A 14994-nucleotide genomic window follows, 5' to 3' on the forward strand; every position below is an offset into this window, starting at 1 on the left:
ATGCCCACTTTGCAACAGTTCCGCTATCTCGTGGCGGTCGCGGATACGCTTCACTTCCGCCGCGCCGCCGAGACGGTGCACGTCACGCAGCCGACGCTCAGCGCGCAATTGCGCGAGTTGGAGGAAAAGCTGGGCGTGCAACTGGTTGAACGGTCCCGATCGGGCGTGACGCTGACGCCCCTTGGTGCGGAGGTGGCGGGCCGGGCACGGCGGGTGCTGCGCGATGTGGCTGATATCTCGGCGCTGGCCCAGGCCGGTTCCGATCCGTTCAGCGGGACGATCCGCGTGGGCGTGGTCGGCAGCCTTGGCAGCTATTTTCTGCCGCTGGTGATTCCGGCCTTGCACGAAACCTGGCCCAAACTGACCTTTTACGTCCGCGAGGGGCAGGCCCCCGATCTGATGACGCGGTTGCGCGACGGGGCGTTGGACCTGCTGTTCTTTCCGCTGCCGGTAGAAGAGGCGGGGCTGGTCCATGCGCCGCTGTTCCATGAGCCGCTGCTGCTTGTCATGCCCGCGGATCATCGCCTGGCTGCCTCTGACCCGGTCGCCCGTGCCGATCTGGCGGGCGAGACGATCATGACGCTGGAGGCGGGGCATCGCCTGCACGACACCGTGGCCGAAATCGTCTCCGAGACGGGGGCCACCCTGTCGCTCGACTACGAGGGGACGTCGCTCGATACCCTTCGGCAGATGGTGGCGACGGGCCTCGGTCTGTCGGTCCTGCCCGCGCTCTATGTCCGCTCGGAGGTCGCGAGAGAGCCGCTGGTCACCGCCCGTGCCCTGTCCCAACCGGAACCGGGCCGGGACATCGGCATGGTCTGGCGCGCCAGTGCCGCGCGGATCGAGGCCTATACCGAAATCGCAGCCCTGATCCGCGCCACCCTGTCGGCCACCGCCCCCGAGGTGCGCGTGATCGGCGACTGACGCGGCTGGACCCACGGGGGCCGCGATTTGGCCCTAGCGTGGCGCCGCGTGCGGGGTCTAGACGGGCGGGATGGACCTGCTCGCCCTTGCCCCGTCTGACCTCGCCCTGTTGGGGGCCATCGCCTTTGCGGCGGGCATGGTCCGTGGCTTTGCGGGCTTCGCGTTATCCGCAATGGTCATGGCAGGCGCGGTCCTGATCCTGCCGCCAAGGGAGCTGATCCCGATCTGCTGGATCCTGGAGATGGTCGCCTCTCTCCTGATGGTTCGGGGTGGCATCGCCCAGGCAGACAGGCGTATCGCCCTGGGCCTTGCGATCACGGCGGCGATCGGGGCCCCTATCGGCCTGTGGCTGACCACGCGCCTGCCGGTGGAAGACACGCGCCTGTTGGCCTTGGTCGTTTTGATGGGGCTGGCGCTGCTGCAACTTGCCCGGGTGCGTTTGCCGTTTCTGGCCACCAACGCGGGCCTTTATGGTGCCGGCATCCTGGCGGGGGTGGCCACCGGCATCGCGTCGATCGGGGGCATGGTCGTCGCGCTATATGTTCTGGCTCAGAACAGCCCGGCGCGGGTGATGCGGGCATCCTTGGTGTTGTATCTGTTCGTCTCGTCGATTTTCACCCTGCTCTGGCAGCTGGGCTATGGCTTGTTCGATCTGACGGCCGTGGCGCGGGGCCTGACGTTGATCGTGCCGGTCGCGCTTGGGGTCTTGATCGGAAAATGGCTGTTCCGGCCCGCGTTGGAGCCATTTTACAAACCCTTTGCGCTGTGTCTGCTGCTGGCCCTGGCGGGGCTGTCGTTGATCCGGATGCTGTGAAAGCGCGCGGCGCGCCCGGTGATCCGGACGCGCCTGCATATTATCGGGACAAGGAAGCAGCGGTCAGAGGCCGAAGGGCACCCAGATCGTCTGCACTTCGGTCGCGGCGGCAAGAAAGGGGGCGGCGTCATTGGTCAGCCAGTCGCGCCCCCGACCGTGATTGACCCAAGTACGCTTCAGGTCTTCGGCCGCCTCCCGCTCGATCGTGGCGGAGATGTCGGCGGAAGAGAAGGACCAGACCGCATCCACCCCCTTGTGCCCCGCCATCTGACCGGCCAGCTCGGCATGGTCGCCGGTCAGGATGTTGACCACGCCGCCAGGCACATCGGAGGTGTCGAGCACCTGATACAGGTCCGTCGCCGTCAGGGGGGACGCCTCTGGCGCAATCAGAACGAGGCGATTGCCGGTGGCAAGGGCCGCGCCCAACACCTGCGCCAAGGCGGTCAGCGGGGTCTCTTCGGCGGCGAAGGCGCCGATCACCCCCACGGGTCGGTTCAGCGCCAGCGCGAGCCCCCCCATCGGCACGCCCAGGGTGCGCCCGTCGTGCTTGTCCGCCCAGGCCGCCCAGCGGAACAAATGGCGCGCGGCGGTCTCGGTGCTGTCCTTGGTGCCCTGCGCGGTCAGCCGGGCATCGAACTCCACGGCCCGCGCTGCCAGGTTCTCGGCCAGATAGTAAAGGATCTGTGCCCGCAGGTGCCCGGTCGACCGGCCCCAGCCGCTGGCCCCCCGCGCCGCCTCGACCGCGTTGCGCAGGTCCTTGCGGTTGGCGATGCCGACCTCGCCCACGGGTCCCTTGGGGCCATGGACCATGCGGGTGTAGCCGCCGTCGGGCCGGGCCTGTTTACCGCCGACGTACATCTTGGCTGTGCGGTCGATTGCGGCGGCGGGCGCCGGATCACCGGTGTAGGATTTCACAGCCGCCAACGCGGGGGCAGGGGCGGGACGCAAATAGGCCGCCAATCCCGCGATGCCGCCTTCGCGGCCAAAGCCGCTTTCCTTGATGCCACCAAAGGGGGCGGCGGCGTCCAGCATGTTGGTGCCGTTCACCCAGATCACGCCCGCGTCGATCTTTGGGGCGCAGTCCAGCGCCACGTCGATGTCCTGCGACCAGACGGACCCGGCCAGCCCAAAGCGCGTGTCGTTGGCCAGTTGCACGGCCTCGGCAGGCGTGCGGAAGGTGGTGGCCGCCAGGACCGGGCCAAAGACCTCCTCCTGCATCAGCGGATCGGCCCCATGCAGGTCTGTGACCAAGACAGGCGGCAGATAGCAGCCGTCGGGTGCCGCGCCCCGGTGGACCGTACCGGAGGTGCGCGCCAGCATCGCCTCGACCCGGGCCTTTTGCTCGGCGTGGACCATGGCCCCCATGTCGATGGCCTTGTCCAGCGGGTCGCCCACGCGGATGCGGGCCATACGGGTCTTGAGCCGGGCGTAGAAATCCTCGGCGATACCCTCTTGCACCAGCAGGCGCGCGCCCGCGCAGCAGACTTGCCCGCCATTGAACCAGATCGCATCGACCAGGCCTTCGACGGCGGCGTCGATGTCGGCGTCTTCGAAAACCACATAGGGTGATTTGCCGCCCAGTTCCAAGGTCAGGCCCTTGCCGGTGCCCGCCGTGGCGCGCCGCAACAGGCGACCGACCTCGGTCGAGCCGGTAAAGGCCAGCTTGTCGATCGGGGCGGCGGTCAGCGCCGCCCCGGTTGCCCCGTCACCGGTGACGATGTTGATCACACCCGGGGGCACGCCCGCGGCGTCGCAGATGTCGGCAAAGGCCAGCGCGGTCAGTGGCGTCCATTCGGCGGGCTTGAGCACGACGGTGTTGCCCATCGCCAGCGCGGGCGCGACCTTCCAGGCCAGCATCAATAGCGGGAAATTCCACGGCACGATCTGCCCGCAGACGCCCCATGGCTCCGCCCCCGGCATCAATTCGGACCGCAACTCGGCGTGACCCGCATGGTGGTAGAAATGCCGCGCCGCCAGGGCCACGTCGATGTCGCGGGCCTCGCGGATGGGCTTGCCGGTGTCCAGAACCTCCAACACGGCGAACAGGCGTGCATGTTTCTGCAAGCCGCGCGCAATCGCATAGAGAACGCGCGCCCGGTCATGGTCGGACGCCTTGGCCCAACCGGTCTGCGCCTTGCGGGCAGCGGCGACGGCGGCGGCCACATCGGCCTCGGTGCCCTGGGTGATCTGGGCCAGGTCCTCGCCGGTCGCCGGATCGATGGTCGCAAAGGTCTCGCCCGCTGTCAGTCGTTTGCCGCCGATGTAATGCCCAAAACTGCGCCCATGACCGTCCAGCCAGGCATCCGCCTCGGCGCGGCTCTCGGGGGCGGGACCCCAGTCCATCGTCTCGAAAATCTCAGCCACGCGTGTTTTCTCTGTCATGTCTTCTTCTCGGCTCAAATACTTCGGAGAGTGTGGGGCCCGCCACCGGCGCGACGCCGACCCGGCGGCGCAACACCTCGTGCGGTTTCCCGCTCACCCCACCGCGTGACGATGCGCGACCGAGTACCGCCCGGTCACGTAATGCTCCACCTGCCGCTCGATATCGCCCAGAAGGGACGAGGCACCGAACCGGAACAGGTCAGGCCGCAACCAGCGATCGCCCAGTTCCTCCTTCAGCAGCGCCAGGTAGGTGACGGCGTCCTTGGCCTTGGACACGCCGCCCGCTGGCTTGTAGCCGACCTTGAAACCGGACGCGGCCTCATAGGCGCGGATCGCGCGCATCATGGTCAGGCTGACGGGCAGGGTGGCGTTCACTGCCTCTTTCCCGGTCGATGTCTTGATGAAATCCGACCCGGCCATCATGCACACCATCGAAGCTTTCATGACGTTCTTAAGCGGGCCTAGTTCGCCAGTCGCCAGGATCGCCTTCATATGTGCCGACCCACAAGCCGCGCGCATCTGGGCGGTTTCATCATAGAGCGCGGCCCAATCCCCGGTCAGGACGTGGCGGCGCGAGATGACGATGTCGATTTCGGTGGCCCCTTCCGCGACCGAGCGTTCGATCTCCCGCAGGCGCAGATCGAAGGGCGACAGACCGGCGGGGAACCCTGTGGATACGGCGGCGACCGGGATGCGCCCGGCGACCGCCTCGACGGCAACGGGCACCATTTCATGATAGACGCAGACGGCGCCGGTGGTCAGGTCCGGCAACCCGATCGCCTCCAGCAGGTCGGCCCGCATCGGCGAAAGCGCCTTGGCGCAAAGCCGCCGCACCCGCATCGGGGTGTCGTCGCCCGACAGGGTCGTCAGATCGATCATCGACACCGCGCGGGCCAGCCAGGCGGCCTGCCACTCCTTCTTCACGGACCGGCGCCCCGGCAGGGTCGCGGCCCGGCGCAGGGTTGCGGGCGTGTTGACCCGCACCGCCTCCACGACGGACGGATCGAAAGGGAGCCCGGCGTTGCGGGTCAGGTCTTGGGCGGTGCTCACGTCGGTCTGCCTGGGCTGGAAAGGATGCAGGCAGAACGGTCGCATGGGGCCGGGACAAGCGCAACCGTGACCCGGCGCAAGGGCCCGGTGTCAGGACTTCGGGCCCAGCGTGGCGTAGTCGGCAAAGGTGGTCGGGACTTCGATCTCGAACAGGGTGGTTTCGATGCCGCGTGCCAGGTCCATGACGTGATCGCCGACCGGCTCGAAGAAGTAGGCGCTCAGCCCGATGGTCGCGGCGGTCATCAGGCACCAGTCAATGATGACTGACCCGCCTTCATCTTTGCAAAACGCACGTATCGAGACCATGAAATCCATTCCAGCCCCGGTTCTGGCGGGGAATCGGGGCAGAAATGGGCCGAATTCAGTCCGAACTACGGACGATTTTTGCGAACTTTTCGAAGATTGCGGCAGAGCCGGAGATCAGCTGACCGTTTTCCATCAGGGTCTGCGTTTCGGGGCGGATGGGTTCGACCAAACCACCGGCTTCGCGCACCAAAAGGATGCCGGCGGCGATGTCCCAAGGCTTCACGCCGCGTTCCCAATAGCCGTCGTAACGCCCGGCCGCGACATAGGCGAGATCCAGCGAGGCCGCGCCCCAGCGGCGCACGCCCGCGCAGACCGGCAGCAAGCGACCCAGATCCTTCAACGCGGCGGGCAGATACTTGTTGCCAGCCCAGGGCAGGCCGGTCGCATAGACCGTCTCGATCAGCGAGGTCCGGCCAGACACCCGCAACCGCACCTTGCCGTCCAGCCAGGCCCCTGCACCTTTCTCGGCGTAGAACAGCTCGTCCTTGACGGGGTCGTAGATCACGGCAGAGGTGACTTCGCCCTTGTGTTCCAACGCGATGGAAACGGCCCAATGGGGCATTCCGTGCAGGAAGTTCGTGGTCCCGTCCAGCGGATCGACGATCCAGCGCCGGGTCGGGTCCTTGCCTGCGACTTCATCCGATTCTTCGCCCAACCAACCATAGGTCGGGCGCGCACCCATCAGTTCCTCGCGGATGATTTCTTCGGCGGCATGGTCCGCGCGGCTGACGAAGTCGCCCGGCCCCTTGGTGCCGACCTGAAGGTTCTCGACCTCCGCGAAATCCTTGATGAGGGAGCGGCCCGCCTTGCGGGCGGCCTTGATCATGACGTTGAGATTGGCACTGCCTTGCATCTGTCGCGCTCCGGGTTCGGTCAGGGCGCGCGTGTAACGCGTGTTGCGGCAGGGGTGAAGCGGAAACGGCAGAACGGGACGTGCGCGGCGGGCAGGGACCAGATTTTTCGAAAAATCTGATCAAATCCTTCCAAGGATTTGATCCCGCCTCAGGCCGGCGCGCGTTGCAGCTTCAACGGTTCCGTCCGCATCAGGCGCAGCACATGGGCCATAAAGGGCTTTGCCGCATCTGCCTGACGCACGGCAGCATACAACCTGCGCGTGACCCCCTGCGCCGTCAGCGGTCGTGTGACGTAGTCGGAATTGTAGCGCACCTCGCGCACCACCCAGTCCGGCAGGACCGAAACGCCCCGGTTCGACGCCACCAGCAGCAGGATCACCGCCGTCAGCTCTACCTGCCGGACGCTTGCGGGCTCCACCCCTGCGGGCATCAGAAGCTGCGAGAAGACGTCCAGACGGGGGCGATCCACCGGGTAGGTGATCAGGGTCTCGCCCGCGAAATCCGCTGCTTCGACATAGTCCTTCTGCGCCAGCGGATGCGCCGACGACGCCAGGAAAACCGGCTCATAGTCAAAGAGCGGCGCGAATTCGACGCCGGGCAGGTCCTCGGGGTCCGACGACACCACGAGGTCCACCTCTTCCTTCTGAAGCGCGGGCAGGGCCTGAAACTGCAATCCTGGACGGATGTCCACGTCCACGTCGGGCCAGGCGCGGCGGAACTGTTCCAGCACCGGGAACAGCCATTCGAAACAGGCGTGGCATTCGATCGCGATATGCAGCCGCCCGGTCTTGCCCGACTTCAGCCCTGCGAATTCCTGCTCGACCGCCTCGATCTGGGGCAGGACCTGATCGGCCAGCCGCAGCAGCCGTTGACCGGCGGGCGACAGGGTCATGGGTTTCGACCGCCGCACGAACAGCTCCACGCCGATCTGTTCCTCCAGGTTCTTGACCTGATGGGACAGCGCGCTCTGCGTGATGTTCAGCCGGTCGGCGGCGCGCGCCAGCCCGCCACATTCCTGAATCGCGCGGATCGTGCGCAGGTGTCGAAATTCGATGTTCAGGCGCATGGCACACCCTCTTTGTGCAAGGCTCATGTTGTGTATGAGGATTATGAGGCTGTCTCACACAAGCGCAACAGGGCACAAGGGCGCAACAGATTTGCCCGCCGAGGATCCGACCCATGACCGCCCCCAAGATCAGCTTCGAATTCTTCCCTCCGAAATCGCTCCAGGCTTCGTTCCGGCTTTGGGATTGCGTCAGCACGCTGGCGCCCCTGGCCCCGGAATGGGTGTCCGTCACCTACGGTGCCGGCGGCACCACGCGGGAATTGACGCGCGAGGCGGTGGGGGCGTTGGGCAAGGAATTCAACCTGCGCGTGGCCGGTCACCTGACCTGCGTCGACGCCTCGCGGGCTGAAACGCTGGAGGTGGCGCGCGGCTTTCGCAAGGCCGGGGTGGAGGACATCGTGGCGCTGCGGGGCGACCCGCCCAAGGGCGCCGACGGGTTCACCGCGCACCCCGACGGGTTCGCCAATTCGGTCGAGTTGATCGAGGCCTTGGCGGGCGAGGGTTTTAAGGTCCGCGTCGGCTGCTATCCCGATACCCACCCCGAGGCGGCCTCGGCGGATGCCGACATTGCCTGGCTCAAGCGCAAGATCGACGCCGGGGCCTCCGAGGCGATCTCTCAGTTCTTCTTTGACGCCGACAGCTTTCTGCGGTTCCGCGACCGCTGTGCCGCCGCTGGTATCGACGCGCCGATCGTGCCGGGTCTCCTGCCGATCGAGAACTGGGAAAAGACGTCCAGGTTCGCCAAGGCCTGTGGGGCCCATATCCCCACCGAACTGGCCGAGGCCTTCGACCGTGCCGTCCGCGACGACCGCGCCGATCTGCTTGCCATCGCGCAGGCGGCGGAGCTGGCCGATACGCTGGTCTGCGAGGGGGTGGAGCATCTGCACTTCTACACGCTGAACCGGCCCGAACTGACCCGAGACGTCTGTGCGGCCCTGGGCGTCGTGCCGCAGGTAGGGTTGAGCCAGGTCGCCTGATAGGATCAGGGCCCCGATCACCTCCGGGGCGCGACGACCGAGCCAACCAACGGCCCGAACCCTGTCAGAGTGTCGGGCCCTTGCCGCCCCAAGGCACACCATTCCTGCCCCCAAGACAGGCCGCGCGACTTGACGCCGCGCGCCGTCTGCCGCCACCTGTGACCAGATGGGCGGAGGGGCGGGTGCAACGGATCTACGACAGCTTTGCCCGGCAGGGCCTGATGAACACGCTGGGCGCAACCATCGAAGAGGTCGCCCAGGGCCAGGTCCGGATTGCCGCCGAGGTAACGCCCGCAACCGGACAGCAACAGGGCTTCGGTCATGCCGGGTTGACTTTTTCGCTTGCCGATTCGGCCGCCGGTTACGCCGCCCTCACGACCCTGGGGTCAGAGTGGGAGGTGGTGACGTCGGAGTTCCGCATCTCCTTGCTGGCCCCGGCGCGAGGACGGCTGATCGCCACCGGCCGCGTCGTCCGGCCCGGTCGCCGGTTGATCGCCGTCGCCGCCGACGTCCATGGCGCGGACGGGGCCCATGTGGCCACCGCGCTGGGCACCATGGTCCCGGTTCCCGCGACATGAGCGGCGAGCAGAACCTTGACCGGCTGCTCGCCACGATGCAGCCCGTCCTGACCCCGGACACCTACGTCTTTGCCACCACCCGCGACCCGGCCAAGGCCCGGCTGCCCGCCCGCATGCGCCTCGACGAGGCGGAGGGCACGACCCTGATCCTGACCGAAGCGGAGGCCCGCGCGGCGGGGCTGGACGGCGTGTTTCCCGCGCGGATGATCACGCTGAACGTGCATTCCGCGTTGGACGCGGTCGGGTTCCTCGCGCGGATCACGACGCGGCTGGCTGCCGCCGGGATGGGCGTCAATCCTGTCTCGGGCTTTTACCACGATCATCTGTTCGTGCCCGCGGACCGCGCCGCCGAAGCAATGGAAATCCTGCGCGACCTGGCCGCCGAAGGCGGGGCCTAGCCGCCCTCGCGCACCGTCTCGACCATGGCCAGCAGCTGATCGGCGTCCACCAGGCCGGGGGCAAGTTGTTCGCCCACGACAAAGCTGGGCGTGCCCGAAAACCCGAGCGACCGGGCCAGTTCGAAGGTCGTGTCGATATGCGCCTGCACCTCGGGCGCGTCCATGTCGGTCTGCAACTGGTCCAGGTCCAGGCCGACGCTGGCGGCGATCTGCAGCACGATCCGTTCGTCGACGCGCCCGCGCGCGCCCATCAGCGCCTCGTGGAACGCGCCGTATTTTCCCTGCGCCCGCGATGCCAGAGCGGCCCGCGCGGCAAATACGGATCCGTCCCCCAGGATCGGCCATTCGCGGTACACGACCCGCACGTTGTCGTCGCGCGCCAGCAGGTCGGACACCTGTTCGCCCGCGCGGCGGCAGTAGGGGCAGTTGTAATCAAAGAACTCGACCACGGTGACATCGCCATCGGGGTTGCCCAGGACCGGCGCATTCGGATCCCGCTCCAACAGGTCGCGCCCCTCGGTCAGCGAAGAGCGTGCGGCGGCTGCGGCCTCTTCCTCTTCGCGGCTTTGCAGGATGGCGACGGCTTCCATCACGATCTGAGGGTTTTCCAGGATCGCCTGCAGGGCCAGCTGCTTGATCTCTTCTTCGCTGAAATCCTGCGCGGTGGCCGCGAACGGCAGGCAAAGCGCAAGGGCGGTGGCGGCGAGCCGGGTCACGGGGCGGGGCATGGCGAGGATCCTGCTGGGTCACGGTTGCGTGATACATGGCCCGCGTCCGGGGGCGGGCGCAAGGCGCCGCGCTGGTCACACTTGCGTCAACAGGCGCGGCAGGCCTTTCGCCCGCTGCTGTCTGCGGCATAAGTCGGGGCATGTTCCGCGCCCTGCTTTTCTGCCTCGGCCTGCTGGCCGCTCCGGTTTTCGCCGCCTCGTCCGATCCGGTCGAGACGCGCACCGTCACCGCCCGATTGATCACGGTCGAACAGGGGGTGGGCCCCGGCTCCGCCACGCTGGCGGCTGGGTTGCAGTTGCAGATGGCGCCGGGGTGGAAAACCTACTGGCGCTCCCCCGGAGAGGTGGGCCTGCCGCCCGAAATCACCTGGGACGATAGCGAGAACGTCGCCCATGTGGGCCTGGCCTTTCCGGCCCCCACCCGGTTCACCGCCTTCGAGATCGAAAACTTCGGCTACGCCGGAGAGGTCGTCTTTCCCTTGACCGTCACCCTGGCAGAGGCCGGTGAGGCCGCGCGCCTGGCCCTGCGCGCCGATCTGTTGGTCTGTGCCGAGGTATGCATCCCCGAGACGGTCAACCTGTCCCTTGATCTGGCCCCCGGCGCGGGCGTCGACTTGGACGCCGCCGCGATGCTGTCGGATTGGGTGGCCCGCGTTCCCGGTGATGCCGCCGAGGCGGGCCTGACGCTGACCGGCGCGCATCTGGGTGACGAGGCGCTGACCGTGGCCTTTGCCGCCGACCCGCCCCTGACCACACCCGACATTTTCCCCGAACAGGGTGATTATGCCGCCTTTGGTGCCCCCGACCTGCGCCTGGCGGACGGCGGCCGCACGCTGTGGGCACGCCTGCCGGTGCTGTCGCCGGGCGAAGGCACGTTGGATCTGACGCTGGTGGACGGTGCACGGGCGGCGACCCTGACCGCGGACCTCGACGCGACGCCGCCGTCGCCGCCGGGGGCGGCAACCGGTCTTTGGTGGATGCTGGCCCTGGCGTTTCTGGGGGGGCTGATCCTGAACGTGATGCCCTGTGTCCTGCCGGTTCTGTCGATCAAGCTGGCCTCGGCGCTGCAGGCCCGCGATCGCAGCCCGGCCCGGGTGCGCGCGGGGTTTCTGGCCTCTGCGGCGGGGGTCCTGGCTTTCTTTGCGGTGCTGGCGGGCGGGGTGATCGCGCTGCGCACGGCCGGCGTGGCCGTCGGCTGGGGCGTTCAGTTTCAAAGTCCGGTATTCCTGGCCCTGATGATCGGGTTGATGGTGCTGTTCGCGGCCAACATGCTGGGCCTGTTCGAGATCGGTTTGTCGAGCCAGGCCCTGACCGGCATGGCCCGGACCGAGGGCCGCGCGGGCTGGTCCGGTGATTTTGCCACCGGTGCCTTTGCAGCGGTCATGGCCACGCCCTGTTCCGCGCCGTTTCTCGGCACGGCGGTGACCTACGCGCTGACCTCGGGCGCCGGGACGACGCTGGCGGTACTTCTGGCGATGGGCCTGGGCCTGGCCTCGCCGTTTCTCTTGGTGGCGGCGCGGCCCGGGCTGATCGCCCGTCTGCCGCGTCCGGGTCGCTGGATGGCGACGATCAAGGCCGTGTTGGGCGGATTGCTTTTGTTGGCGGCGGTCTGGTTGGTGACGGTCCTGGCGGGGGCAGCGGGCTGGCCGCTGGCGCTGGGCGTGACGGTGGCGGCGGCGGCGATGCTGGGCGGGCTCTGGCTGGGGCGTCGCGCCCTGCCGGTCGCGCTGGCCGGATTGGTGGCGGTGACGGGGGTCGCGCTGGCGGTGCCGGTTGCGGCTCCGGTGGCGGTGCAGGCCTCGGGCCCCTGGCAACCCTTCGCCCGCGACCGGATCGGATCAGAGGTCGCGGCAGGGCAGGTGGTTTTTGTGGATGTCACCGCCGACTGGTGCCTGACCTGCAAGGTCAACAAGCGGCTGATCCTGGACGACGACACGGTCGCGGCCGCGCTTGCGGATGCGGGGGTCACGGCCTTGCGCGCCGACTGGACCCGCCCGGACGACGTCATCGCGACCTACCTGCGCGACAACGGCCGCTTCGGCATTCCGTTCAACGCGGTCTATGGCCCCGGCGCGCCCGAGGGCATCGCCCTCCCTGAAATCCTGACGGCTTCGGCTGTGTTGGAGGCGATGTCCAAGGCTGGCAGCACGCAGAGCGCGTCTCGCTGAGGGCTGCCTGCGGGCAGGTGTCGGGTTGAGTATTTTCGCCGAGAAGAAACCCAATGGCCCGCAGGGGCCGCGCCGGTGCGCCTGGCGGGGCGGGAATTATCGGTGCGCCGCCAGCGCCGCGTCAACCAGCGCCCGTTCCGCCTGCGACAGCTGCTGCGCGCGTGGATAGAGGGGCGCGGCGCGGTCGTCCCGGACCGGGGCCTGCCAGCCGTCGGTCGTGGCAAAGAACCGGTGCACGCCGGCCTCTCCGAACTGTTGCAGATAGCCCCGGACGACCACATCCAGATAGCTGAGCAGGATCGGCTGCGCGGTGTCCGCCACCGGGTGCAGGTTCTCGGGGATGTGATAGATTGCGGTGCCATCGGGCAGGGCGGCGCGCAGATAGGCCCCTTCGCGGGCATCGAGCGCGGCCCAGTCGCGGCCCGGCACCTGCGCGACGATCCCGTCGATCCGGGCCCCGTCGCGCGGCACCGCCGTCAGAATCGCGTGGTCGGCAAGCGCCGTGTGTCGCCAAATGCGGCCCCAGCCTTCGACCGTCACGCGCCGCGCCGAGGGGTAGTCATGGGTGCCCAGGTTCACCAGCGACCCGTATCCAAAGAATTCATCCATGCGCCTGTCTTTCCCTCTTGCGCCTGGGCGGTCAAGTTTCGTATCGGAAACCTGCACGGCACGGGAGACTCTGACCCCTGCGTCAGGGCCGAAGGAGCAACCGCCCCGGTAAACTCTCAGGCGAACGGACCTGTCGTGCATCGAACTCTGGAGAGAGGCGCGAACAGGCGTCCGCCGAAGGGATAGCGATCTCAGGCGAAGGGACAGAGGGGGCACTTTCGCGGGCGAAGCCCGCCTCAGGAGGTGCCGATGACCGATGATCTGATGCAATTGCCGCTGGCCGCTCTGCACGCCGAACTGGGCGGCAAGATGGTGCCCTTTGCGGGCTATGCCATGCCGGTGCAATATCCCGCAGGCGTCATGGCCGAACATCTGCACACCCGCGACAAGGCCGGTCTGTTCGACGTTTCGCACATGGGACAGGTCGTGATCCGGGGATCGGGGGCGGCCGCGGCGTTGGAGCAGGTGATTCCGATGAACGTGCAGGGCTTGGCCGAGGGGCGGCAACGCTATGGCTTGCTGACCCTGCCGGGCGGGGGCGTGGCCGATGACCTGATGTTTGCCAACCGGGGGGATCACCTGTTCGTCGTCGTCAACGGCGCGATGAAGCGGGCCGACATGGACATTCTGACGGCGGGTCTGCCGGATCATGAGGTGACCCTGCTGGATGATCGCGCCTTGCTGGCCCTGCAGGGCCCGTCGGCAGAGGCGGTGCTGGAGTCGCTGGTGCCCGGTGTAGCCCAGATGCGGTTCATGGATGTGCGCACCCTGTCGTGGTCCGGCGCAGAACTGTGGATCAGCCGGTCGGGCTATACCGGCGAAGACGGCTACGAGATCAGCGTCCCGGCCGATCATGCCGAGGCCTTTGCCCGCGCCCTGCTGGCCCAGGATGATGTGCTGCCCATCGGCCTTGGGGCGCGCGATTCGCTGCGGCTGGAGGCGGGGATGCCGCTTTATGGTCAGGACCTGACGGCAGAGATCACCCCGGTAGAGGCGGATCTGGCCTGGGCCATCCAGAAGATTCGCCGCACCGGCGGCGACCGGGCAGGCGGATTTCCGGGCGCGGAGGTGATCCTGCCGCAGCTTGACCAGGGTCCGGCGCGCCGTCGCAGCGGCCTGCTGCCGCAGGGGCGCGCGCCGATGCGCCACGGCGTGACGCTTTTTGCCAGCGAGACGGCGACGGATCCCGTGGGTGAGGTCACCTCGGGCGGGTTCGGCCCCTCGGTCGGGTCGCCCGTCGCCATGGGTTATGTCCCGGCGGATTGCCAGGCGGGCACGACGCTCTACGGTGATGTCCGGGGCCGCCGCCTGCCGGTGACGGTCACCGATCTGCCCTTCCACACGCCCCGCTACAAGCGCTAAGCCAAAGCCGCACAACAGGAGAAACCCGATGAAATACACCGAAGAGCACGAGTGGCTGGACGACAACGAAGGCGTCATCACCGTCGGCATCACCGAACATGCCGCCACGCAGCTGGGCGACGTGGTCTTTGTGGAACTGCCCGAGGTCGGGGCCACCGTCACCAAGGGCGAAGAGATTGTCGTGATCGAGTCCGTCAAGGCCGCATCAGACATAACCGCGCCGCTGGACGGCGAGATCGTGGAAATCAACGAGGCGCTGGCCGACACCCCCGGCCTGGTCAACGAAGACGCCGAGGCGGCGTGGTTTTTCAAGATGACCACGACCACCCCCGAAGAGATGGACGGCCTGATGGATGAAGACGCCTACAAGGAGTTCATCGACTAGCGACCCCAGATCGTCGGAGCCCGCATCATGGCCTTCTCTGTCATCCCGAAGCTGTCTTGCGCCGTGCCCGCGCAGGCATTGGCCAGTCCTGTGGCCGGGTGCAGACAGAAGGCGGTGATCGGTGCGGGCATCACCGCGATCGTCGCGGGGCAGGGGGCGCTGGCCGCCGTGCCTGCCGCGTCGGTCCCGGCCCCGAACGGTTGCGTGACGGGGGGCGTGGCCTGCTGCGCCCCCGTGACCGGACCGCGGGATCTCTGCCGGATCGTTTCGCACGGTCCCTTGTCTCTGCCGCCACCTCTGGCGGGCGGGGTCGCCTGAAACCCGCCCCGCCTCCCGGCGCTTTCTCAGGGCGGGTCCCGCCGTCCCGCCGCCCATTCACCTGCCCCGCCTGAC

The 14994-nt window shown here is 67.8% G+C and carries 16 protein-coding genes and 1 riboswitch; of the genes, 9 read left to right on the forward strand and 7 right to left on the reverse strand.

Annotated elements, in window-relative coordinates; all coding sequences use genetic code 11:
- Both K3551_RS07130 and K3551_RS07135 read left to right on the forward strand, forming a co-directional pair.
- The gene (locus K3551_RS07130) at window positions 1-924 is read left to right on the forward strand and encodes a hydrogen peroxide-inducible genes activator (RefSeq protein WP_259918786.1); all 924 of its coding nucleotides are present in this window, start codon (window positions 1-3) and stop codon (window positions 922-924) included.
- Between the two features lie 70 nt (window positions 925-994).
- Complete coding sequence (locus tag K3551_RS07135) at window positions 995-1738, forward strand: sulfite exporter TauE/SafE family protein (RefSeq protein WP_259918787.1); 744 nt, start codon at window positions 995-997, stop codon at window positions 1736-1738.
- Between the two features lie 63 nt (window positions 1739-1801).
- Here K3551_RS07135 and K3551_RS07140 read toward each other — a convergent pair whose 3' ends face one another.
- The 5 genes from K3551_RS07140 to K3551_RS07160 form a co-directional block, all read right to left on the reverse strand.
- Window positions 1802-4120, reverse strand: coding sequence for an aldehyde dehydrogenase family protein (locus K3551_RS07140; RefSeq protein ID WP_259918789.1), 2319 nt, complete (start codon window positions 4118-4120; stop codon window positions 1802-1804).
- Window positions 4121-4213: 93 nt separating this feature from the next.
- The gene (deoC, locus tag K3551_RS07145; RefSeq protein WP_409197413.1) at window positions 4214-5215 is read right to left on the reverse strand and encodes a deoxyribose-phosphate aldolase; all 1002 of its coding nucleotides are present in this window, start codon (window positions 5213-5215) and stop codon (window positions 4214-4216) included.
- Window positions 5216-5260: 45 nt separating this feature from the next.
- Complete coding sequence (locus tag K3551_RS07150; protein ID WP_259918792.1) at window positions 5261-5413, reverse strand: hypothetical protein; 153 nt, start codon at window positions 5411-5413, stop codon at window positions 5261-5263.
- Between the two features lie 118 nt (window positions 5414-5531).
- Window positions 5532-6329 (reverse strand): inositol monophosphatase family protein, encoded by a 798-nt coding sequence (locus K3551_RS07155; protein WP_259918793.1) that lies wholly within the window; start codon window positions 6327-6329, stop codon window positions 5532-5534.
- A gap of 149 nt (window positions 6330-6478) precedes the next feature.
- A complete protein-coding gene (locus K3551_RS07160) occupies window positions 6479-7390 on the reverse strand; it encodes a LysR family transcriptional regulator (RefSeq protein ID WP_259919514.1) in 912 nt (303 codons plus the stop codon).
- Window positions 7391-7509: 119 nt separating this feature from the next.
- Here K3551_RS07160 and metF point away from each other — a divergent pair, with 119 nt between their 5' ends.
- The 3 genes from metF to K3551_RS07175 all read left to right on the forward strand — a co-directional run bounded on the left by metF (window position 7510) and on the right by K3551_RS07175 (window position 9349).
- Window positions 7510-8373 (forward strand): methylenetetrahydrofolate reductase [NAD(P)H], encoded by an 864-nt coding sequence (gene metF / locus K3551_RS07165; protein ID WP_259918794.1) that lies wholly within the window; start codon window positions 7510-7512, stop codon window positions 8371-8373.
- Between the two features lie 221 nt (window positions 8374-8594).
- A complete protein-coding gene (locus K3551_RS07170; protein WP_259919515.1) occupies window positions 8595-8951 on the forward strand; it encodes a PaaI family thioesterase in 357 nt (118 codons plus the stop codon).
- Window positions 8948-9349 carry an ACT domain-containing protein gene (locus tag K3551_RS07175; protein ID WP_259918796.1) on the forward strand — a complete coding sequence of 134 codons (402 nt, stop codon included), beginning with the start codon at window positions 8948-8950 and terminating at the stop codon, window positions 9347-9349. Before K3551_RS07170 ends, K3551_RS07175 begins: the two co-directional genes overlap by 4 nt.
- Here the strand turns inward: K3551_RS07175 and K3551_RS07180 are convergent.
- Entirely contained in the window at window positions 9346-10077 is a 732-nt protein-coding gene (locus K3551_RS07180; RefSeq protein ID WP_259918798.1) for a DsbA family protein, read from the reverse strand. The genes K3551_RS07175 and K3551_RS07180 overlap by 4 nt on opposite strands.
- Window positions 10078-10217: 140 nt before the next feature.
- Between K3551_RS07180 and K3551_RS07185 the strand changes: the two genes are divergently transcribed.
- Window positions 10218-12245: a protein-disulfide reductase DsbD gene (locus K3551_RS07185; RefSeq protein WP_259918799.1), complete on the forward strand. Its 2028-nt coding sequence runs from the start codon at window positions 10218-10220 to the stop codon at window positions 12243-12245.
- A 96-nt stretch (window positions 12246-12341) separates the two neighbouring features.
- Here K3551_RS07185 and K3551_RS07190 read toward each other — a convergent pair whose 3' ends face one another.
- Window positions 12342-12854, reverse strand: coding sequence for a gamma-glutamylcyclotransferase family protein (locus tag K3551_RS07190; RefSeq protein ID WP_259918800.1), 513 nt, complete (start codon window positions 12852-12854; stop codon window positions 12342-12344).
- A 51-nt stretch (window positions 12855-12905) separates the two neighbouring features.
- A riboswitch (glycine riboswitch) is annotated at window positions 12906-12995 on the forward strand.
- 108 nt (window positions 12996-13103) lie between these two features.
- Here K3551_RS07190 and gcvT point away from each other — a divergent pair.
- Genes gcvT through K3551_RS07205 form a run of 3 tightly spaced genes read left to right on the forward strand, consistent with a single transcriptional unit; the run spans window position 13104 to window position 14919 of the window.
- On the forward strand, window positions 13104-14216 hold the full coding sequence (gcvT, locus tag K3551_RS07195; protein ID WP_259918801.1) for a glycine cleavage system aminomethyltransferase GcvT: 1113 nt from the start codon (window positions 13104-13106) through the stop codon (window positions 14214-14216).
- A 28-nt stretch (window positions 14217-14244) separates the two neighbouring features.
- The gene (gene gcvH / locus K3551_RS07200) at window positions 14245-14601 is read left to right on the forward strand and encodes a glycine cleavage system protein GcvH (RefSeq protein ID WP_259918802.1); all 357 of its coding nucleotides are present in this window, start codon (window positions 14245-14247) and stop codon (window positions 14599-14601) included.
- 27 nt (window positions 14602-14628) lie between these two features.
- A complete protein-coding gene (locus K3551_RS07205; protein WP_259918803.1) occupies window positions 14629-14919 on the forward strand; it encodes a hypothetical protein in 291 nt (96 codons plus the stop codon).
- Window positions 14920-14994: the final 75 nt, after the last annotated feature.

It is taken from the genome of Jannaschia sp. M317 (genome assembly GCF_025141175.1).
Classification (GTDB): Bacteria; Pseudomonadota; Alphaproteobacteria; order Rhodobacterales; family Rhodobacteraceae; genus Jannaschia.